Origin of the sequence: Thalassospira sp. TSL5-1, from assembly GCF_001907695.1 — a bacterium.
Lineage (GTDB): Bacteria > Pseudomonadota > Alphaproteobacteria > Rhodospirillales > Thalassospiraceae > Thalassospira.
The window spans coordinates 226,579-246,647 of record NZ_KV880637.1 but is presented as its reverse complement, the minus strand read 5'-3'; the positions used below and the strand labels follow the sequence as shown (position 1 = coordinate 246,647).

Genomic DNA, 20,069 nt, shown 5'->3' with positions numbered 1-20,069 from the left:
TCATGACCACATCCTCGCGTGACGGCCGGCTTGTTTCCGAATTTCTGGAAATGATGGCGGCTGAACGCGGGGCCAGCCGTCATACACTGGATGCCTACAGGCGCGATCTGGAAGATTATCAGGCATCGCTGAAAGCGGCCAAAACCAACATGACAGATGCGGGGCCGAACGATGTGCGCCGCTATCTTGATGAACTGGCAAATGCGGGCCTTGCCGCCCGCACCCAGGCCCGGCGCCTGTCTGCCGTGCGCCAGTTTCACAAATTCATTTATGGCGATGGCATTCGCACCGATGACCCCGCCGCGCATATCGACAGCCCGCGCCTCGGCACCGTGCTGCCAAAATTTTTATCCACCAGCGAAATTGACCGCCTGATTGAAACAGCCAACCAGCAGGATGGCATCAAGGGCACCCGCCTGCTGGCGATGGTGGAACTGCTTTATGCCACCGGCATGCGGGTCAGCGAACTGGTCGAACTGCCCTTTAGTGCCGTTGCCCGTGACCCGCAAATGCTGGTGGTACGTGGCAAGGGCAACAAGGAACGGCTGGTGCCCCTATCCCTGCCTGCCAAACAGGCCCTGGCGGAATATGTCACCATCCGCGAGGCATTTATCCCGCTTGATGCAGGCGGACAACCGGGGCAATCGCCCTATCTGTTTCCGTCGCGCGGTAAAACCGGGCATTTAACCCGGCAAATGTTTTTAAACATGATCAAGGATCTGGCACTCAAGGCGGGCATTGCACCTTCGCGGGTGTCCCCCCATGTGTTGCGCCATTCCTTTGCCAGCCATTTGCTGGCCAATGGGGCGGATTTGCGCAGCCTGCAACAAATGCTGGGCCATTCCGACATATCGACAACCCAGATTTACACCCATGTTATCGAGTCTCGCCTGCGCGGCCTGGTTCAGGAACATCACCCGCTGGCACACAAAAAAAACGCTTGATGTCGAGCCCTACCCGCTTGCTATGCAAAAGCAGGGGCACGACTTGGACTACTATTGTATAGGCCCCTCAAACCATATATTGTATATTCTGTCGGTTAATTGATGTTGTCATCTATTCGTCATGCAACCGTCATCAGACTGATACCATTTTTACGATACCAGCATGAGTATTGCAGCCGCACCTATATGCAGGGCTGCCCACCGATCCGCTGCGCGAGGGTAAATGAGCGTGTCGCTCAGAACCGATGAAACAACCGTTCCAATGTCTATTCGGGCGCATCGACATGGTCCGCGCGACTGGTCTCAAATCATTGCAACGATCGACTTTGCCTTTCAGCCCATCATCAACAGCCATACCGGACGCGTATTTGGCTATGAAGCCTTGTTGCGCAACTGGGCCGAGGCCGGGTTTGATTCCATTCAGGATGTTTTTGATATTGCCTGGGAAACAGGTGTGCTTCATAGCATCGACATGCAGTTTCGGGCCATTGTCATTAACAAATTCGCCCGTTTGCCCGACGCTGACAAATTAAAACTGTTTTACAATTTCGACAGCCGTGTTGTGCGCACCAACGATTACCGCCCGGGCAAAACGGTCGAGTTGCTTGCTGCTGCTGGGCTGGCAGCGGATTCCATCTGCCTGGAAATTTCCGAACGGCACGACATTTCGCACGCCCATAATTTTCAGGACATCCTGCTGCGCTATCGCGCCCAGGGATTTAAGGTCGCCATTGATGATTACGGCAGCGGCTTTGCCCAGATGCGTGCGCTGTATGAATGCGAACCCGACATTATCAAAATTGACCGCTTCTTTATTGATGGCATGGATAAAGACCGTCGCAAGGAACTGTTTGTCACCCAAATCACCGGTTTTGCCCATCTGATTGGTGCACAGGTTGTTGCCGAAGGGGTTGAAACCCAGGAAGAACTGATGTGCTGCCGCCGGGTTGGTTGCGACTTTGTGCAGGGATATTTTGTTGCCCGGCCGTCGGTAATTTTGCCGGAGCGCACTGACATTATTCCCGGCTTGAGCGATATCTTAAGCCAGAACCGACGCCAAAGCGACCATGACGGCGAACTGTTACGGTCTTTTATGATCGAGGCACAGGCCGTTCCCGAAACCATTAAGCCAAATGACATTCTGGACTTTTTCCAGCAACACGCGGATTCAACCATTGTACCCGTCATCAATCGCCGCGGTGAACCGGTTGGCATTATTCGCGATTCCGACTTCAAAGCCTTCATCTACACACCATACGGACGCGAATTGCTGCAAAACCCGTCCAACCGGGCTTATCTCTCGCGTTTTTTACGGCGCTGTCCCTCGGCAGACATTCGCACCAGCCTGTCAGAACTGCTTGAAACATTCGTTTCAACCGATACCCTTGACGGCCTGATCCTGACGGAAAACGGACGCTATCTTGGCGTGATGGATCAACGCGCCCTTCTGCGTGCCGTGAATGAACGTAACACGCTCAATGCGCGCGATGAAAACCCGCTAACCCGCCTGCCCGGCAACAGTGCGATTTACCGTTATGCCGCCAATGCGCTGGCCAATCCGCGCCGTCGCCGTTTTGCCGTTTATTTTGATTTTGACAATTTCAAACCGTTTAATGACCGCTATGGGTTTCGCCAGGGCGATCGCGCCATTTTGCTGTTCAAGGATATTCTGGGCAAGGCGCTGAGCCAGAATGCCTGGTTCATTGGTCACATTGGCGGCGATGACTTTTTTGCCTATGTGCAATCAATTGATTTTGAAGAAGCCGTGCAAGCCGTGCGTCGGGCACAAGCCATGTTTGACGAGGAAATCAAAAGTTTTTACGACCCCAAAACCCGCGAAAACGGTTTTCTGCAGGGCAAGGGCCGCGACGGCATTGATAAACGCTTTCCGTTAATGACGGTCAGTGCCGCGCTGATACGCATTCCGCCGGAACGTACCGACATTACGCTGGACCATATTTCAACCGAAGCGGCAAAACTGAAAGAACAGGCCAAAAACAGCGCCGACCGGTTTGCAACCGGCATTTATGAAGGGGCCGATTCGTACTCCCCCTTCCCCGACATGGATACTGAACTTTCAAATATCCCGCCGGAAAGTGCCTTTTCCCATCTGGAAAATTGAATATTCCCCCAATAAATCATATATTTAAGAAAAAACCACCGCCTGTTGCAGCATAAGCAGGGCGATCAGGCGCGTTGGCATAAAATTTCTCTTTCCTGCGCGAAAAGGCTGACTATGATATGCCCGTTTCTGATTGAAGACTTTTCCCGTAATGCGCGGATACGTCAAACACGCCCATGATCGCTAAAATTGGTTCTGGTTATAATGTTGCCCTTCCTACTGCCCTGCGCCCGGTTACCCCGGTTGCAGAACGGGCTGCGCGTGGCGAATTTGACAAAATCATTGATCAAAAAGGCGAAAAATTTAACCCGGCTGCGCAAAATGGCCTGATTACCGATGAAAATACCGGTCAGAACCTGCCACGCCAAACCCGCCAGGCCCGCGAAAGTGATACCAACCCAACCGCACTGACCATCGATGCCAGCGACAGTGACGGCATTGCAACGGGTTACGGCAAGGGTGGGGCAATTTCCAATATTACCGCATTGAACACGCTGCCACGCGGTAGCCGGGTTGATATCATCGCCTGATCCTGCCTTCTTTCAGGCATCCAGGGACCAAACCGCGATTTCCTGCCAATTTGGCGGCTTATTTATCCTCGATCCCGAACGCAACCTTCCAGCCCTGCCATTGCCAAATCATATCGGCCAACATGTCGTAACCGGCTGTGTCCGGGTGGTAGCCATCACCGCGTCGTAAGGCCCGCTGCCAGGTATCATCGCGCAGGGTTTGTTCAAACCCGTCAAGATAGGGAATATCCAGTCCCTTGGCGGTTTCTGCAAAAAGCTGGTTTAATCCTTCCAGGCGTTCATTAACGATTTTGCTGGATCGGCCACCATCAATCACCGCTTGCGGGCCAACCCACAATGTGGGGGCCATATCGCGGGCCAGGGCCATAATTTCGGTCGCGTTGGCAAGCGAACGGGCATGGGACACCCGCATGGTGGTTTCTTCGCCCCGGTCTTGGGCGTGCATGGCATCATTCAGGCCAAAACAAAAAACCAGCACCAGCGGGAAATTATCAACCCTGCGACGCCGGGCATCATCCTGCCAGCGCAGTTTCAAATCATCACTGGTTTCCGCCCGGATCGCCAGATTGTAAATCGTGACATCAAGTTTACCGTCCGTCAGCAGGCGCTGCCCCAACCGCATCGGCCAACCGCCCTTTTGCGCATCACGAACACCGGCAACAATGCTGTCACCGAAAAAACAAACGCGGTGCCCAATCTTCCAATCTGTCATTTTATCTCCTGCGATGGATCGGCTACATACGCTGCCAAATAGTCCATCAACATGTCGTGGTCCGGCTGCATGTCATGCTCCAGCCAGTATTGTTCGGCCCGGCGCAAAAGCCTGCCCATCTCCGGCCCGGCAGGCACCAGTTTGGCCTGCAAAATATCGCGCCCTTTTACCGGAAATTCCGGCTGTTGCCAGCCATTTGCCATCTCCAGCATATCCTGCCAGCGGCGATTTTCGCCCGGCTTTGGACGCCCGGAACGGGTGGCATGGGTCCCCCAAGCCATAATGACGGCATCCCGAAAGGCCGACACGCCCATATGATATAAATGACGGCGGATACGTTGCCCGTCCATCTCGTTATCAATTAAATGATGGCTGACGCACATCAGCGAAAAACGCTCTATTTCATCATTCGACAGGCGCAGCGACCGGGCAAATTGCGCGGCATGGGCAATAGCGTCATCCCCGCTTTTATCCGTCATGAACAGGGCTGCCATCCGGCGGAGTGGATCAATCGAAATCGCCGCATCCTGCAGGGCCGTGGTTTCCAGCCATTCAACGATACGCAGCCGCGCCACATTGGTCAGTTCCGGCAAAATAGGGGGAAGAACCGAAAAACCGATCATATCGCCTATGGTTGCCGCCGGGCTTTTGGCGCGCAGCAATTTGAACATTTCATCACGGATGCGTTCGCTTGAAATATCGCGCAGGCCCATTACCCCCTTGCGGCAGGCTTCCGCCCCGACCGGGTCAATTGGCGGACGGCCATAATGCGCAAAAAACCGGAAAAACCGCAAAATACGCAGATAATCCTCGGCGATGCGGTCTTCCGCCACACCTATGAAACGCACCTTGCCGATCCGCAAATCGGCCTCGCCATGAAAGGGATCATAAAGCGTGCCATCAATATCGGCATAAAGGGCATTAAAGGTAAAATCCCGCCTTTTGGCATCCAGTAGCCAGTTATCGGTAAAGGCAACATCGGCATGGCGGCCATCGGTTGTCACATCAACCCGCAGGGTCGTTACCTCGTAACTGTAATCATTGATAAGGGCGGTAATCGTGCCATGCTGCAAACCGGTAGGAATAACGCGAATGCCGGCATCCTTTAGGGCGGCCATCGTGGCTTCGGGTTTAAGGTCGCAGGCGATATCCACATCCACCAGTTCACGCGCCAGCAGGGCATCCCGCACACAGCCCCCCACAAACCGGGCGGTCCCGCCCCTACGCGCAAGAACGGAAAACAGCCGCCGTGTTTCCGGGGCGGCCATCATACCATGAGGGGCAAAATGCCCGGTGGGGTCAAATTTTGTCATGCGGGTTCTTGCAGGAAACGGATCAGAAAGGCGCCAAATACGCAGCTAACAGGAAAAAGTAAGATCAGAAAGGACGGTAGCAGGTTTTATTTCGGGTCTTTGGGCTCGAAATATCCCGGTGTGATCACGCCATCTTTCAGCTCTGGTGCGTGATAAACCGAATCAGGCGACGCACCACTGGTTAATGCCGTAAAAATCAGAATACTACCCGCCAGCAAAATACCAATAAACAACAACACCAGCCACGGCCCCTTGTCCCAGGGCGGCACAACATCGTGCCCTTCACGTATTGCCTTTGCCCGCGCATATTTCAGCCAGGTCAGATAGACCACAAAAGGCAAAATAATCGGCAAACCGATCTGGATAATTTCACGTAGCATGGCAACTTTCTTTCTGGCCGATCAGATCGACATCATGAACATGCACGCTACCGGAACAGATAAGCCCCGGATGTACAAACACTATTTCAGCTTTCCTGTGGCATATCACCAATGCTGCGCAAAAGATCGCTGAAATTCACCAACATCCCCGCCGTGGCCCCCCAAATATAATATTGCTGATAGGGAATGGCGAAATAACGCCGTTTCGCCCCTTCAAATTCCACGGTTTGCAATTTCTGATTCCGCTTTTCCATCACAAATGACAGGGGAACCTCAAACACCTCGTCCACTTCAAACGGATCGGCCACCAGGTCAAACGGCGGTGTCACCAGCCCCACCACCGGTGTTACCTGAAAGCCGGTCACGGTGTAATAATCATTCAACCGCCCGATCAGGCGAATATGACGCCGATGAAGGCCTATTTCCTCTTCGGTTTCGCGTAATGCCGTTTCTTCAAGGTCGAAGTCGTCATCTTCCTTTCGACCACCGGGAAAACTGATTTGCCCGGCATGGGCCTTAAGATGTGCCGTGCGCCGGGTTAAAATAACCGACAGCCCCGTCTCGCGGGTGACAAGCGGCACCAGCACGGCTGCGGGACGTGCGATCAATTCGCCTTCGGCAAAGGCGCGCGCCCGCGATTGCGAACCGGGAAAATCCACGGCATGATCGCCCACCCACAATTCCAGGCCCTCGCGCGGGGCCTTCAAGGCACACATAATCTGTTCTGGTGTCATTTTTCTTCGTTCTCCACGGCACCGATTTTAAAGAATCGTCCGTGGCTGTAAACGCCGATCAGCGTTTCTGATGTATCTTCGCTTTCAATCTCTTCCGCCCAGTCCACAAGCTGATAAAAACTGGCCCGATTTAACCGGGCCTCAAGCCCGCGATCCAGCGCAATATAGGGGGAAGGTTCGCCTGTTTTTGTATCTTCCTTCACCCGCAGCGGATGATTTTCATCAAGCTCGACCCACTGATCAATATTGGTGCGCATTTTAATAACGGGGGATGAACCATCATCTTCCGTCTCGCGCCGAACTTCCACCACGACAAAGGCGGCATCCTCAACCTCGATCCGCGCCATTTCGGCCGGTGTTACCAGCCAGTGCCCGCCTTCTTCATCGCGTTGCAACACCGTGGCAAAAAGCTTGACCAGTTCCATCCGGCCAATGGGGCCGCCCTGATAAAACCACGTGCCATCGCGGTTAATCGACATCGGAATATCCCCGCATATCTGCGGATGCCGCCCGGTTGACGGTTTGCCTTGCCGCAGGCGTTTCCAGAGATTTTCAGCAAGATCGACAGTTTTATCGCTTTGGGTCATGATATACACTTCTGGTCAAGATTTCTAATATACCCTGCATATTAGCTAGTTTACGATCCAGGAATGTCCAGCCTGTGTGACAGCCCGATAGATCCAATGCAACAAAGGATGCGGAATTTACGGCCATGACAAACACGCAGCACTTTCCGGAAGAATTTGGCATGTCACGCGAAAGCAGCCTGGAACAGGATGCCGCCCGCCTTGATGCCTGTGTGGCCCGTCTTGGCGAGGCACGTGACATGATCGCATCCATCATCTTAGGCCAGGATGATGCCGTTGACCAAACCCTGATTGGCATTCTGGCCGGGGGTCATGTGCTGATGGTTGGCGCCCCAGGGCTGGGAAAATCGCTAATGGCGCATACCCTTGGCAAGGCGCTGGGGCTTCTGGACAAACGGGTGCAATTCACCCCCGATCTGATGCCGGCCGATATTCTGGGGTCCGAAGTGCTGGAAGAAGGGGCAGAAGGAAAACGCGCCTTTCGTTTTATCAAGGGGCCGGTTTTTTGCCAGTTGCTGCTGGCCGACGAAATCAACCGTGCCAGCCCGCGCACACAATCGGCCCTTTTACAGGCCATGCAGGAACGCGAGGTTTCGGTTGCGGGCTACAGCCATGCTTTACCGCTGCCCTTTCATGTGCTGGCAACACAAAACCCGTTGGAACAGGAAGGCACCTATCCCCTGCCCGAAGCCCAGCTGGACCGTTTCCTGCTGGAAGTGCGCCTTGCCTACCCGGACCATAACGCCGAACGCCAGATTGTCGCGCAAACAACCGGGCGGAATGTCATCCGTCCGCGCCAGATTTTGCATACCGATGAACTGATCGAGGCACAGGATTTTGTCCGTCGGCTGCCCATGCCCGAACGTGTTTTGAACACCATTATTGCCCTGTGCCGCGCCTGCCGCCCGGAAAGCTCCAGCTTTGACGAAATCAGGAAAAATGTTGCCTGGGGGCCGGGCACACGGGCAGCGCAATCACTCTCGCTGGCCTGCCGGGCACGCGCCATGCTTCAGGGCCGGTTTGCCCCGTCGCTTGACGACGTCTCCGCACTTGCCATACCGGTTTTACGCCACCGTTTCGGCCTGACCTATGGCGCACGCGCCGATGGTCATTCGGCGGCCTCATTGATTACCGATGTTCTGTCCAAAATAAGGGACCAGCACGCATAATGGTGCCTGCGCGCAATTTGCCCGACCAGATTGCCGCCGCCCGATCGCTGGCGGCGCGCCTGCCGCAGCTCATCGACGAATCCCGTCGGCTGGCAACCGCATTGCGCAGCGGCCTGCATGGCAATCGCAAGGTCGGGCCAGGCAGTGATTTCTGGCAATTTCGCCCCTATGTCCCGGGCGACCCCACCGGCCAGATCGACTGGCGCCGTTCAGCGCGGAGTGACCATACCTTCATTCGCCAAACCGAATGGCAAGCCAGCCACACCTACTGGATATGGCCGATTTTTAGCGGTTCAGCCTTCTGGTCCTCGACTGAGAAACTTCCCCCCAAGGCCGACCGCATGATGGTCATGGCCCTGGCACTGGCGGACCTTTTGCTGCGTAATGGTGAGACCGTGGGCACCTTTGATGCGCCCCATACCCGCATCACCGTGCACGAACAACTGGAAAAGCTGGGCCACGCCATGTTAAACGCGCCCGCCAATGCCGACCAGGGGATAACAGCCATTCACCCCGGCCGTCGCCACAGCGTTTTGATCCTGGGCGATTTTCTCGAATATGCCGCCCCCGATCATTCCCCGGTGGCAGAATTACGCCGACTGGCACATAACCAGAATGACGGGGCGTTGCTACAGGTTCTGGACCCGGCAGAATGTGTGGCGGACTTTACCGGCCGCATCGATTTTGTCGATGCAGATGACAGCCTTGTGCTTCACAGCGAGAAATTTGAAGACCAGCACGCCGAATTTGCCAAACGCAGTGCGCACTGGCGGGCACGCATTCGCGATGCCGCAACGCTAAACCAGTGGCTGTATGACTTGCATGTCACCACCAGCAGCCCCAGCCAGGCCCTGATGGCACTGTATCAGCACATGACCGAACGTGCGGACCCAAATGGCAGCAACGGGGCGTCCCCTGCCGGGCGCGGGCAACCGACATGACATTTGGTGCCATTACGTTTCTGTATCCCGCCCTTTTGGCTGGCCTGCTGTTGGTGCCGGTTTTGTGGTTAATCATACGCAGTGCGCCGCGCAAACCCCGGCGCATTCATTTCCCGGCCGCACGATTATTGTTAGGTGCCACCAATAACCGCCGCAATGCCGAACGCGCGCCGCTCTGGCAAACCATTTTGCGCAGCCTGATCCTGCTCTGCCTGATTTTGGCCGCCGCCCACCCGGTTTTGAACAAAAAAAGCTATGCCCCCGATCATGGGGCGCTTCTGGTCATGGTCGATAACAGTTGGTCCAGTGCCGCCAACTGGCCGCATTACCAGCAGGCAATGAAACAGATTGTCAATCAGGCACGGTTGAATAACCAATCCATTTTCATTGCCCTGACTGCCCCTGAGGCATCGGGGGCAAACAGCACCGACCTGCCCGCCCTTCAGGGTCCGCTTTCCCCACATGCCAGCCAAAATGCGTTTGACCGTCTTCAGCCCCGCCCCTGGCAGCCTGATTATTCGGCTCTGGACGATATGATCTCTGCCCGGCAGGACATTATCAACGCCATATCCGGCACCATCCTGATCAGCGACGACATTGCCGCGCCGGGCAAGGAAACGTTGGCAACGGACCTTTCTACCGTTTCTCCCTTCACCGTGCTGCAACCCGTTGCCGACGGCAGGGGAAACACCATCGTCCTTTCCGGGTTAAGCCGCAATCGCACCGGCATGGCCGTTGACTTAACCCACCCGGCCCTAAAGGGCGACAAACAGATAACCCTTATCGCCCGCGACAGTCGCGGCCAGGTTATTTTGCGCCATCCGGCAACACTGGAACGCGGCACAACAAAAAACCGCATTGATATTTCAATGCCGGGCGATATTGCCAATGGCATTCAAACCGTTGGTCTGGCGGGCATAGAAAGTGCCGCCGCCCTGTTTCAGACCGGAGCGAAATGGCAACGGCGCACGGTTGGCATTGTTGTCAATTCGGGCGAAGGGCCGGTTTTGCTCTCGGACCGCTACTTTTTTCTGGACCGGGCCTTGTCGCCCTATGCCGATGTCAAATACGGCACGCTTCCAGATCTTCTGGCACAAAACCCTGATATCCTGATAACAACCGGAAATATCCCGGACCTTGGCAACCATCAGATCAACCTTGCAAACTGGCTGGATAAGGGCGGCATGCTGGTACGTTTTGCCAGCGACAGCGCCAGCAGCCCCGAAGACCGTTTCCTGCCTGTGACCTTGCGCCTGGGCAATCGCGATTTTGGCGGTTCCATGTCTTGGGAACGCCCCAAACATTTGGCCACCTTTGCCGATACCAGCCCGTTTTACGGCCTGCCCATTCCCGACGATATCACGATCACCCGCCAGCTTCTGGCCGAACCGGACCGTGACATTGTTGAAAAAACATGGGCGCGGCTCAGCGACGGTACTCCGCTTGTCACCAGTGTGGCAAAAAACGCCGGTCGCATTGTCCTGTTTCACGTCACCCCCTGGGCAGACTGGTCCAACCTGCCCATGTCGGGGCTGTTTGTGCAAATCTGGCAGCGTATCCTGCCTCTTGCCAGCCCGGATAACCCATCGTCCAGCAACATTCAGTCACTGCTGCCGCCCCAATCCATACTGGATGGTTTTGGCCATGCCCATCAACCCGATCCAACCGTTTTAGGCCTGCAAAACACCAGCGACATGCCCGATCCGCGCCACCCGCCGGGCATTTACGGGCAAAATGGGCAGGCCGTTGCCCATAATCTGGGCCCGTTTATCCAAGGCCTCGACAATCCGGTGCGCTGGCCTGAACAGACAGATCAAAAAACCCTTACCGATAATGACCAACTGGACCTCGCGGCCCTGTGTGTTTTTGCCGCTTTTTGCCTGTTTCTGCTCGATACGCTGATCCTGGGTCTTTCCGGGATGCACAACCGGTTTCAGGGGTATCGCCTGGGGCGGAAAATGCGCAATCGTTCATCACCTTCCAATAACGACGCGGCAGTTTCACATCTCGCGGAAACGAAAGCTGGCACAGCATCATCCCCCTTTAACCGGCTGGGAATGCTGATGGTGCTGGCAGGAAGCCTTGCCATTGCGCTCGCGACAATCAGCATGATAAAGCCAGCATCGGCACAGGAAAACCAGGCAAATCCACGCAATGATTTTCAGGCGGCCCTGCATCCCCGACTTGCCTATATGGAAACCGGCAATGCCGCCATTGATCGCCTCAGCCAGGCGGGCCTAACCGGCCTGACCAACACATTGCGCCGTCGCACCGCAGCCGACCTGGCCCCGCCCAGTATGGTCAACCCGCAAACCGATGACCTTAGCTTTTATCCACTGATTTACTGGCCGCTGACCGAGGGGCAAAACGACATTTCACCCTATGGCCGCGACCAGCTTAACCGCTACCTTGCCAATGGCGGCATGATCCTGATTGACAGCCGCGACCGCGAAGTGGAACCAGCGCGCCTGCGCCGCCTGCTGGCCGGGGTCGATATTCCGACACTCACCCGCGCGCCCACCGACCATGTAATTTTTCGCAGTTTTTATCTGCTCGATCAGGCCTATGGCCGGTTTGAAGCACCCCTGTGGGTCGATGCCCGGCCAGACCCACGGCTGGATGGTGTGGCATCCGTCCTGTTTGGCGGCAATGACTGGGCGGCCTCCTGGGTGCAAACCCGGCTGGAGCTGGAACGCTACGGCGAAGCAACCAGCAACCCGATAGATGACATTTCACCACGTCGCCATGAACTGGCCTTGCGCTTTGGCGTCAATCTGGTGATTTACGCGCTCACCGGCAGTTACAAGGGCGATCAGGTCCATTTGCCCGCCATCCTTGAAAGGCTGGGCCGATGAGCGACTGGCAGAATTTTCAGATAAATCCGCTGATTGATACCGGCTGGCTGGAGATTCTAGCACTGACAGGTATCGGGCTTTTGGTGCTGCTATTCGCCTTGCGCCTGCGCGGTGTCATCTGGCGGGCGGTGATGATGGCGCTGTTGCTGGTCGGGTTGCTTGCCCCGCAATTTACCGACCAGTCGCGCGAAAAACTTAGCGACATTGTCCTGGTGCTGGCCGACCGGTCCGACAGCCAGAAAATGGGAAACCGTGCAGCCCAAACCGACCAGACGATTGCGGACTTGCACGCGCAATATGATAACAACCCGGATATTGACCTGCGGGTCGAAAACATCCCCGGCACCACTCAAACCGACATGTTTGCCGCCCTGGACCGTTTATTGGGTGGTATCCCGCGCGAACGCCTGGCAGGTGTTGTCATGATCACCGACGGCCAGGTGCATGATGTGCCCGCCAGCCTGAAGCTGAATGCGCCCCTGCATGTCCTTGTCACCGGCACGCAGGAAGAACGCGACCGCCGCCTGCAAATGCACCAGAATGTCGATTATGGCATTGTTGGCAAAGATGCCGAATTTATCGTCGAGGCCATTGACCCGGACCTTGCCCCGGGCAGCCCCCTTGGTGTGACCCTGTTGCAAGAAGACGGCACGGTGCGCCACTTTGAGCTGCCCGCCAATCAAAAAGCATCGGTGAAAATTCCAATCCCCCATGCCGGGCCGGTTTTGGCCGAATTGCGCGTCCCTGCCCTACCGGGCGAGGCCGATACCAGCAACAACCGGTTGATCCTTGAAACCACCGGTGTGCGCGACAGGTTGCGCGTCTTGCTGCTTTCGGGCGAACCGCATCCGGGAGAACGAGCCTGGCGTAACCTGCTGCGCGCCGATCCCGGGGTTGATCTGGTGCATTTCACTATTTTGCGCCCCCCGGAAAAAGGCGATGACACCCCGATTAACGAACTCGCCCTGATCCCCTTTCCCATTCGCGATCTGTTCGAGGTACGCCTCAAACAGTTTGATCTGGTAATATTTGACCGCTACCAGCGGCGCGGTGTTTTACCGGTGCAGTATCTGGAAAAGGTGGTTGAATATGTGCAGGGCGGCGGGGCGGCCCTAGTGGTGGCAGGGCCGGAATATGTCGCCGATGATGGCCTGGCCGATACGATACTGGGCCAGATGATGCCGCTTTCCACCACGGGACGTATCCTTGAGCAGGGGTTTGTCCCAAAGGTGAATGGAACCGGGCGCATGCACCCCGTCACCTCCGCCATTGCCGGGCCGCGCCAGAACACACAAAGATGGGGCGAATGGTACCGTCAGCTTGAAACACGCCAAACCGACGATCAGGCGATGACGGTGATGACGGGTATTAATGATTTACCCCTGCTCACCCTGTCGCGGGTTGGCGAAGGGCGTGCCGCCATCCTGACCAGCGACCAGATGTGGCTGTGGCAGCGCGGGCATGATGGTGGTGGCCCCATTGCCGAACTTTTGCGCCGCCTGTCACACTGGCTGATGAAAGAACCGGCACTGGAAGAAAACACCATCGAAACCGCCCGCACGGCCGATGGTAAATCCCTGAACCTGACCTGGCGCAAAATTGGCCCGGCCCCGCAAATGGCAACAGCACTGGACCCGATTACGGGGCGCGCCGTCAATGCGCCCTTCACCCGCAAGGCTGACCAAACCTGGCAGGCCAATATTCCCATCGAACAGCATGGCCTGATTCGCATTACCGCGCGCGACAGTGAAGGCAAAACCCAAACCGCCCTGCATGTGGATCGCGATGTTTTAACCCGCGAACGCCGAAACACCACTTCCACGACCGAGATTCTGGCAAAAACGGTGGCCGAAAATAACGGCTTTATTGGCAGGCTGGAAAAAGGCCCGCCAAGCTGGCGACGTGTTGAACGCAGCGGCCAATGGCATGGCACCAACTGGGCCGGTATTATACAAACCGATAGTTACCGCACCCTGATTGGTACCACCACCAGCCTGTTGCCCTTGCCGCTACTTGCCATTATCGGGGTGCTGCTGTGTCTGTTTGGCTGGCGGCGTGAAACGCGATAAAGATCGCTGCAAATGATGCCGAATCTCGCCCAGAAAGTAGCGGAAAAGACTATTACTGGTCTTTGGCTAAATCCCCGGCCGGGATAGCGGCATGTTCAACCTTGGCACACGGCCCGCGCATTTCGGTTGCCAGGCCGGAATTAAAACGCTCGACCAGATAATCAATAAACAGGCGCACCTTGGTTGGCAGATGGCGGCGTTCGGGATACACGGCATAAATCCCGCCGCCAACACGCGGGATATATTCCTGCATAATCGGAACAAGTTCGCCACTATGCAGGGCTTCGGCAATGATGAATTCGGGCTGAATGGCAATTCCCAGGCCCCGTTTGGCCGCAACGGCGGTGAATTCGCCGTTATTGCACCACATCGCCGGATTAACCCGCACGCTGATCGGCCCCTCGGCCCCTTCAAATTCCAAAACGTTGGGGTTGGGCATATTGCTATAGGCCAGAATATCGTGGTCCGTCAGGTCATTGGGATGCTTTGGCACACCGCGCCGGGCCAGATATTCCGGAGATGCCACCATCTGACCATGAAACTCGGCCAGCTTGCGGGCAATCATGCTGGAATCGCGCAGTCGCGTGATTCGCACAGCCATATCAAATCCTTCGGCGACCAGATCCACCATATGGTCCGCCAAATGAATGTCTATTTTCAGGCCGGGATACAATTCCATAAAATCGGCAACGACATTGGGCAAAAAACGCTGCCCGAATGTTAGCGGGGCAGAAATACGCAACACGCCACGCGGTGTTCCGCGCAAATCGGTCAGTGCATGCTCGGCGGATTCGATTTCCTCCACCACCCGGGCGCAATGCTGGTAAAATGTCGCCCCCGCATCGGTCAGGCTTAACCGGCGTGTGGTCCGGTTCAACAGGCGAATGCCAAGGCTGTCTTCCAGCTTGGTCACATGTTTGCTTACGGCTGATTTTGACATGCCCAGCTTGCGCGACGCACCGGAAAAGCTTTGTTCCTCGACCACGCGGGCAAAAACCGTCATGCCATCAAGATTACCAATCAGCATCGTCCTATCCTTACCTGTCAGGCTTTGCCGCATTACTGTTGCCTATTTGGAAACAAATTAATGTCACATCGCCCCATTGCCTTCAACTTGGAAAACACCAAAATAGAGACAACATCGTTAAAGACGCACGCTGGTCAAAATATGGCTGACCGAACAGGAAGGATATCATTATGGGATTGCTGGTTGACGGTATCTGGAAAGACCAGTGGTACGACACCAAATCCACCGGCGGTAAATTCAAGCGTCAGGAAAGTGCCTTTCGCAACGAAATTTCCCCTGATGCCGATGCGCCTTTCCCGGCGGAAAAGGGTCGCTATCACCTCTATGTTTCCTATGCCTGCCCGTGGGCGCATCGTGCGCTGATTTTCCGCAAGCTCAAAGGCCTGGAAGACATGATTTCCGTTTCCGTCGTGCACTGGCGGATGCTGGAAAACGGTTGGGAATTTTCCCCCGAAGAGGACCTGGTTGACGACCTTGGTGGTCACGATTTCATGTATCAGGTCTATACCGATGCCGACCCGGATTATACCGGGCGCGTCACCGTTCCCGTCTTGTGGGACAAAAAGAACAACACCATCGTCAATAACGAATCTTCGGAGATCATCCGCATTCTCAATACAGCCTTTGACGGACAGGGGGCAAAAGAAGGCGACTATTACCCCGAACATCTGCGCGCCGAAATTGATAAGGTGAACGAACGCGTCTATGACGATGTCAATAACGGAGTTTACAAATCGGGCTTTGCTACCAAACAGCAGGCCTATGAAGAGGCCGTCGAAACCCTGTTTTCAACCCTGGACTGGCTGGAAGAACGGCTGTCATCGCAGCGTTACCTGGTCGGGAATACCCTGACCGAGGCAGACTGGCGCCTGTTTACCACCCTGATCCGCTTTGACGCGGTGTATCACGGGCATTTCAAATGCAATATCCGCATGCTCAAGGATTTTCCCAACCTTTGGGCCTATACCCGGGACCTTTACCAACAGCCCGGTATTGCTGAGACCGTCCATTTTGATCATATCAAGGGCCATTATTACGAAAGCCACACCATGATCAACCCGACCGGCATTGTCCCGGTTGGCCCGGATCTGGACTTTAACGCCCCGCATGATCGCGCAAAACGGTTTGAAGGCTAAGCGACCTTATCGTTCGTTTTGCCTGCCACTTGCGGCACGCCATCAAACAGGTCACAAACAAAGTCCCCGACCTGTTTGATGGTGATCCCCATGCCTGAAATCCAAAATATCTATGACGACCCAACCTTCCATGAAGGCTATCGTTCCTTGCGGCAAACCGGCACGGGCCTGAACGATGTTCTGGAACAACCCGCCCTGCGTAGCCTGCTGCCGCCACACTTGGCAGGGTTGGAGATTCTCGACCTTGGCTGCGGCTTTGGTGATTTTGCCCGCTATGCCCGGCAACAACAGGCCGCATCGGTGACAGCCATTGATGTATCCCGTAAAATGCTGGATGCAGCCCGGCAAATGACAAACGACCCGGCAATCCTGTTTGCCCAGGGCGCAATTGAAAATCTGGCTGCCATAGAAAGTGCCAATAGACCGTTTGATCTGATCATATCGTCTTTGGCACTACATTATGTTGCCGATTACCCTGCCGCACTTGTCGATATATCAAACCGGCTTAAACCCGGGGGCCGATTGGTCTTTTCCGTCGAACATCCCATCTGCACCGCCCTTGCCGAACAGCAATGGCATCTGGATGAAGCGGGCGATAAACAATTCTGGCCGGTGGATAATTACCGTGATGAAGGTCCGCGGCAAACACACTGGTTTGTTGATGATGTTATAAAATATCACCGCACCGTCGAAACCTATGTCAATGGTCTGCTCGATGCCGGGTTGCAGATCATCCGGTTGTTGGAGCCCGAACCGGTAAAAGAAGCAACCGATGCCAAATGGCACAAACACCGTCGTCGGCCACCCTTTTTGATATTGGCAGCCCAAAAACTCTAAAGCGATTTGTCTTTAAACCAAAACGCTTCCAGGCAGGCCGCAAAATCATGAAAAAACCCCCAAAGCATAAGCCTTGGGGGTTTAAACATGTGATATGCAGATCTGAAAATTAATTCAGACGGCCTTTGATTTCGGCAATCGCATTATCAACCAGTTCTTCAGCCTTCGCGCCGGTTGCCTTTTCAGTCACCATTGCAAGGGTCGCCTGGGTGGCGATTTCGGCCACACGGGCACGAACTTCAGCCACGGCCTGGGCTTCCAGGTTGCTGATGCGGTCCATTGCCTGCTGTTCACGACGCTTGAGCGACGCTTCCAGCTCGGCCTTGGCACTTGCCAGCATCCGATCGGCTTCAGACTTGGCATGAGCACGGATTTCATCCGCCTCTTTCAGGGCCTCGCGCTGCTTGGCCTGATATTTGGCCAGAAGCTCCTGAGCTTCCTCACGCAGGCGCTGGGCTTCGTCAAGTTCATTGGAAATCTTGCTCGACCGCTTATCAAGTGCTGCCGAGATACCTTTCACAACCTTAAGGCCGCCAAAAACGACAACCAAAAGGAACGCAAAAGTTACCCAGGTTTCCGGATTGGTGAAGAAACTACCGTGTTCTGCTTCCAAGGTGTTTACTCCCCAATGACTGCCGAAACTGCGCTTTCTGCAGTTTTGGTCTGGACCTTGACGCCGATCAGTTTTGCAGTTGCTTCGCGGGCAATATCAGCCGCGGCCTCAGACACGCCACCCAGGGCGGCAGTCTTGGCATCTGCAATCCGTTTTTCGGCTGCGGATGTCTTTTCAGACATTTTCCTGGCCAGTGCCTCGGTTTCAGCGGCCTGCTGTGCGGCTGCCTTTTCCGATGCTTCGCGAATGTCGGCATGGGCGGCATCCCGGGCTTCGGCCAGGGCTGCTTCATACCGTGCGATGGCGGCATCGGTTTCGTCTTTCAACGCCCGTGCCTTGCCAAGGTTGTCTTCGATAGTCTTGTGACGACGTTCCAGAACGTCACCAACTTTCGGCAGTGCGATTTTCGACATCAGGATATACAGGATGACGAAAACAACAAACAGCCAGAAAATCTGGGACGGGAACGACGAAATATCAAACTGCGGCATAGCCTACTCCCGAATTCAACGACGCCGGCGAGAGAACGAACCCTCGCCGGGCCGAGTATTCGCGCAAAAGGCGCCGATTAGCCGAACAGAACGATCAGCGCAACGACGAGTGCGAACAGTGCAATAGCTTCGGTAACGGCAAAGCCGATCCAGCCATAAAGTTCAACGTCAGCTTTGGCAGCCGGGTTACGGCCAACGGTCGCAATCAGGCTCGACCAAATGTTACCCACCCCGATACCGGCACCAATCATACCAATAGCAGCCAGGCCAGCACCGATCATTTTCGCAGCATCGAGTTCCATAACTTCACCCTTTCGAATTTCTTAAAGGCAATAAGAAAAGATCACACCAGTCCACAGCACATCAGTGCATGTGAATTGCATCATGGAGATAGATGCAGGTGAGAATTGTGTAAACATAGGCCTGAAGCGCAGCAATGCCGAACTCCAGAACGGTAATCCCCGTCAGCATCGCGAAGGGAAGCACGCCGAAAATGCCGATAAGTCCGACGAACCCGCCAATCACTTTCAGCATGATGTGGCCGACAGTCATATTAGCGAAAAGTCGGATTGCCAGGCTGAACGGACGAGAGAAATAGGAAATGATCTCAATCGGGATCAAAATGATCGCGGTTGCTATCGGGGCACCTTCCGGGAAGAACATACGCAGATAATGCGTTCCGTGGCGCGCAAAACCGATAATCGTCACACCGATAAAAATCACCAGAGCCATCGCGAAGGTCACGATAATGTGGCTCGTAAAGGCAAAGCCGTGCGGGATCATCCCCAAAAGGTTCCCGAACAGCACAAACATGAAAAGCGTGAAAACGAACGGGAAATACTTGCGCCCGGCGGTTCCCACATTATCTTTGAGCATGTTGGCGACGAATTCATACATCACCTCGGCTGCACCCTGCCAACGACCTGGCACCAGTGCGCCACGACGCATGCTAAGCGTCATGAACGCCGTTACGAGAACGGCTGCGATCACCATCCAAAGGGCGGAATTGGTGAAGGAAATATCAAAGCCACCTGCCGAGATTTCAGCCAACGGCTTGATTTCAAACTGCTCTAGCGGTCCAGCCACCGTAATCCTCGCTCAATCTTGTCAGGCCAAGGATTATTCCTTGTCCCCCTGCTTGGGCTTCCCCATCGCGCGCCCAAGTCCAATGGCACTATCATACCCTTTGGCTGCGCGATAGGCGTTAAGACCCCCGGCACCTGCCCCAAGAATGACAAAAAGGACAAGTAACAAAGGCATCGTATTAAAAAACCGGTCCAGTCCCCAACCAATCAGCAATCCGACCACAATCGAAGCGATCATTTCCGCCGATATGCGCATGCCTAATGCCATGCCTGCCGATGAACTTTTCCGGCCACCCGAAACCGGGCCATGCTTTTCTTCACGCCGTCCAGCCACGGCCGTCAATTTGCGATCCAGTTCGGCCAAAGAAGCGCGATCTTTATCTTCGCTCACTGTGACAAACCCCGCTGTGACAGCCTTGCCTGCAACACAAGGAAAGGCGCGGGCAACATACTTAGCCCCCCATAGGCTGTCAAGCCGTAAAACCCGGATGCCGCCAGCATTGAAAACCCCATTTAACAAATTG

20 protein-coding genes are annotated in these 20,069 nt (G+C 55.2%); 9 read left to right on the top strand and 11 right to left on the bottom strand.

The window, feature by feature from the left end:
* The first annotated feature begins 2 nt into the window (after nt 1-2).
* The 3 genes from xerD to LF95_RS01155 all read left to right on the top strand — a co-directional run bounded on the left by xerD (nt 3) and on the right by LF95_RS01155 (nt 3,596).
* Complete coding sequence (xerD, locus tag LF95_RS01165) at nt 3-944, top strand: site-specific tyrosine recombinase XerD (RefSeq protein ID WP_073953306.1); 942 nt, start codon at nt 3-5, stop codon at nt 942-944.
* A gap of 229 nt (nt 945-1,173) precedes the next feature.
* Nucleotides 1,174-3,066 (top strand): GGDEF domain-containing protein, encoded by a 1,893-nt coding sequence (locus LF95_RS01160; RefSeq protein WP_252509615.1) that lies wholly within the window; start codon nt 1,174-1,176, stop codon nt 3,064-3,066.
* Nucleotides 3,067-3,242: 176 nt separating this feature from the next.
* Entirely contained in the window at nt 3,243-3,596 is a 354-nt protein-coding gene (locus LF95_RS01155) for a hypothetical protein (RefSeq protein WP_073953305.1), read from the top strand.
* Nucleotides 3,597-3,654: 58 nt separating this feature from the next.
* Here LF95_RS01155 and LF95_RS01150 read toward each other — a convergent pair whose 3' ends face one another.
* The 5 genes from LF95_RS01150 to LF95_RS01130 all read right to left on the bottom strand — a co-directional run bounded on the left by LF95_RS01150 (nt 3,655) and on the right by LF95_RS01130 (nt 7,322).
* Entirely contained in the window at nt 3,655-4,308 is a 654-nt protein-coding gene (locus LF95_RS01150) for a DUF459 domain-containing protein (protein ID WP_073953304.1), read from the bottom strand.
* A complete protein-coding gene (locus LF95_RS01145) occupies nt 4,305-5,621 on the bottom strand; it encodes a CCA tRNA nucleotidyltransferase (RefSeq protein WP_073953303.1) in 1,317 nt (438 codons plus the stop codon). Before LF95_RS01145 ends, LF95_RS01150 begins: the two co-directional genes overlap by 4 nt.
* Before the next feature lie 86 nt (nt 5,622-5,707).
* On the bottom strand, nt 5,708-6,001 hold the full coding sequence (locus LF95_RS01140) for a hypothetical protein (RefSeq protein ID WP_073953302.1): 294 nt from the start codon (nt 5,999-6,001) through the stop codon (nt 5,708-5,710).
* A gap of 86 nt (nt 6,002-6,087) precedes the next feature.
* Nucleotides 6,088-6,735 (bottom strand): CoA pyrophosphatase, encoded by a 648-nt coding sequence (locus tag LF95_RS01135; protein ID WP_073953301.1) that lies wholly within the window; start codon nt 6,733-6,735, stop codon nt 6,088-6,090.
* Nucleotides 6,732-7,322 carry a DUF1285 domain-containing protein gene (locus LF95_RS01130; RefSeq protein WP_073953300.1) on the bottom strand — a complete coding sequence of 197 codons (591 nt, stop codon included), beginning with the start codon at nt 7,320-7,322 and terminating at the stop codon, nt 6,732-6,734. Before LF95_RS01130 ends, LF95_RS01135 begins: the two co-directional genes overlap by 4 nt.
* Nucleotides 7,323-7,447: 125 nt before the next feature.
* Between LF95_RS01130 and LF95_RS01125 the strand changes: the two genes are divergently transcribed.
* Genes LF95_RS01125 through LF95_RS01110 form a run of 4 tightly spaced genes read left to right on the top strand, consistent with a single transcriptional unit; the run spans nt 7,448 to nt 14,356 of the window.
* Nucleotides 7,448-8,491: an AAA family ATPase gene (locus LF95_RS01125; RefSeq protein ID WP_083607447.1), complete on the top strand. Its 1,044-nt coding sequence runs from the start codon at nt 7,448-7,450 to the stop codon at nt 8,489-8,491.
* Nucleotides 8,491-9,432 carry a DUF58 domain-containing protein gene (locus tag LF95_RS01120; RefSeq protein WP_073953299.1) on the top strand — a complete coding sequence of 314 codons (942 nt, stop codon included), beginning with the start codon at nt 8,491-8,493 and terminating at the stop codon, nt 9,430-9,432. Before LF95_RS01125 ends, LF95_RS01120 begins: the two co-directional genes overlap by 1 nt.
* Nucleotides 9,429-12,287: a DUF4159 domain-containing protein gene (locus tag LF95_RS01115; protein WP_073953298.1), complete on the top strand. Its 2,859-nt coding sequence runs from the start codon at nt 9,429-9,431 to the stop codon at nt 12,285-12,287. The genes LF95_RS01120 and LF95_RS01115 overlap by 4 nt, the downstream gene beginning before the upstream one ends.
* Entirely contained in the window at nt 12,284-14,356 is a 2,073-nt protein-coding gene (locus LF95_RS01110) for a hypothetical protein (protein WP_073953297.1), read from the top strand. The genes LF95_RS01115 and LF95_RS01110 overlap by 4 nt, the downstream gene beginning before the upstream one ends.
* Nucleotides 14,357-14,408: 52 nt before the next feature.
* Here LF95_RS01110 and LF95_RS01105 read toward each other — a convergent pair whose 3' ends face one another.
* Nucleotides 14,409-15,383 carry a LysR family transcriptional regulator gene (locus tag LF95_RS01105; RefSeq protein WP_073953296.1) on the bottom strand — a complete coding sequence of 325 codons (975 nt, stop codon included), beginning with the start codon at nt 15,381-15,383 and terminating at the stop codon, nt 14,409-14,411.
* 170 nt (nt 15,384-15,553) lie between these two features.
* Between LF95_RS01105 and LF95_RS01100 the strand changes: the two genes are divergently transcribed.
* Together LF95_RS01100 and LF95_RS01095 are read left to right on the top strand one after the other, a co-directional pair.
* Nucleotides 15,554-16,519, top strand: a complete 966-nt coding sequence (locus LF95_RS01100; protein WP_073953295.1) for a glutathione S-transferase family protein — start codon at nt 15,554-15,556, stop codon at nt 16,517-16,519.
* 90 nt (nt 16,520-16,609) lie between these two features.
* Nucleotides 16,610-17,356 (top strand): class I SAM-dependent methyltransferase, encoded by a 747-nt coding sequence (locus LF95_RS01095; RefSeq protein WP_215905640.1) that lies wholly within the window; start codon nt 16,610-16,612, stop codon nt 17,354-17,356.
* Nucleotides 17,357-17,465: 109 nt separating this feature from the next.
* Here LF95_RS01095 and LF95_RS01090 read toward each other — a convergent pair whose 3' ends face one another.
* The 5 genes from LF95_RS01090 to LF95_RS23490 form a co-directional block, all read right to left on the bottom strand.
* Nucleotides 17,466-17,969: a F0F1 ATP synthase subunit B family protein gene (locus LF95_RS01090; protein ID WP_073953293.1), complete on the bottom strand. Its 504-nt coding sequence runs from the start codon at nt 17,967-17,969 to the stop codon at nt 17,466-17,468.
* A gap of 5 nt (nt 17,970-17,974) precedes the next feature.
* Nucleotides 17,975-18,460: a F0F1 ATP synthase subunit B family protein gene (locus LF95_RS01085; protein ID WP_073953292.1), complete on the bottom strand. Its 486-nt coding sequence runs from the start codon at nt 18,458-18,460 to the stop codon at nt 17,975-17,977.
* Nucleotides 18,461-18,537: 77 nt separating this feature from the next.
* On the bottom strand, nt 18,538-18,762 hold the full coding sequence (locus tag LF95_RS01080; RefSeq protein WP_073953291.1) for an ATP synthase subunit C family protein: 225 nt from the start codon (nt 18,760-18,762) through the stop codon (nt 18,538-18,540).
* Between the two features lie 61 nt (nt 18,763-18,823).
* Nucleotides 18,824-19,546 carry a F0F1 ATP synthase subunit A gene (locus LF95_RS01075; RefSeq protein WP_073953290.1) on the bottom strand — a complete coding sequence of 241 codons (723 nt, stop codon included), beginning with the start codon at nt 19,544-19,546 and terminating at the stop codon, nt 18,824-18,826.
* A 33-nt stretch (nt 19,547-19,579) separates the two neighbouring features.
* Nucleotides 19,580-19,936, bottom strand: coding sequence for an AtpZ/AtpI family protein (locus LF95_RS23490; protein ID WP_073954745.1), 357 nt, complete (start codon nt 19,934-19,936; stop codon nt 19,580-19,582).
* Nucleotides 19,937-20,069 lie beyond the last annotated feature (133 nt).

Coding starts and splice junctions, on each gene's coding strand:
- xerD (WP_073953306.1), top strand. CDS start 3: ATGACCACATCCTCGCGTGACGGCCGGCTTGTTTCCGAATTTCTGGAA.
- LF95_RS01155 (WP_073953305.1), top strand. CDS start 3,243: ATGATCGCTAAAATTGGTTCTGGTTATAATGTTGCCCTTCCTACTGCC.
- LF95_RS01150 (WP_073953304.1), bottom strand. CDS start 4,308: ATGACAGATTGGAAGATTGGGCACCGCGTTTGTTTTTTCGGTGACAGC.
- LF95_RS01145 (WP_073953303.1), bottom strand. CDS start 5,621: ATGACAAAATTTGACCCCACCGGGCATTTTGCCCCTCATGGTATGATG.
- LF95_RS01140 (WP_073953302.1), bottom strand. CDS start 6,001: ATGCTACGTGAAATTATCCAGATCGGTTTGCCGATTATTTTGCCTTTT.
- LF95_RS01135 (WP_073953301.1), bottom strand. CDS start 6,735: ATGACACCAGAACAGATTATGTGTGCCTTGAAGGCCCCGCGCGAGGGC.
- LF95_RS01130 (WP_073953300.1), bottom strand. CDS start 7,322: ATGACCCAAAGCGATAAAACTGTCGATCTTGCTGAAAATCTCTGGAAA.
- LF95_RS01125 (WP_083607447.1), top strand. CDS start 7,448: ATGACAAACACGCAGCACTTTCCGGAAGAATTTGGCATGTCACGCGAA.
- LF95_RS01120 (WP_073953299.1), top strand. CDS start 8,491: ATGGTGCCTGCGCGCAATTTGCCCGACCAGATTGCCGCCGCCCGATCG.
- LF95_RS01115 (WP_073953298.1), top strand. CDS start 9,429: ATGACATTTGGTGCCATTACGTTTCTGTATCCCGCCCTTTTGGCTGGC.
- LF95_RS01110 (WP_073953297.1), top strand. CDS start 12,284: ATGAGCGACTGGCAGAATTTTCAGATAAATCCGCTGATTGATACCGGC.
- LF95_RS01105 (WP_073953296.1), bottom strand. CDS start 15,383: ATGCTGATTGGTAATCTTGATGGCATGACGGTTTTTGCCCGCGTGGTC.
- LF95_RS01100 (WP_073953295.1), top strand. CDS start 15,554: ATGGGATTGCTGGTTGACGGTATCTGGAAAGACCAGTGGTACGACACC.
- LF95_RS01095 (WP_215905640.1), top strand. CDS start 16,610: ATGCCTGAAATCCAAAATATCTATGACGACCCAACCTTCCATGAAGGC.
- LF95_RS01085 (WP_073953292.1), bottom strand. CDS start 18,460: ATGCCGCAGTTTGATATTTCGTCGTTCCCGTCCCAGATTTTCTGGCTG.
- LF95_RS01080 (WP_073953291.1), bottom strand. CDS start 18,762: ATGGAACTCGATGCTGCGAAAATGATCGGTGCTGGCCTGGCTGCTATT.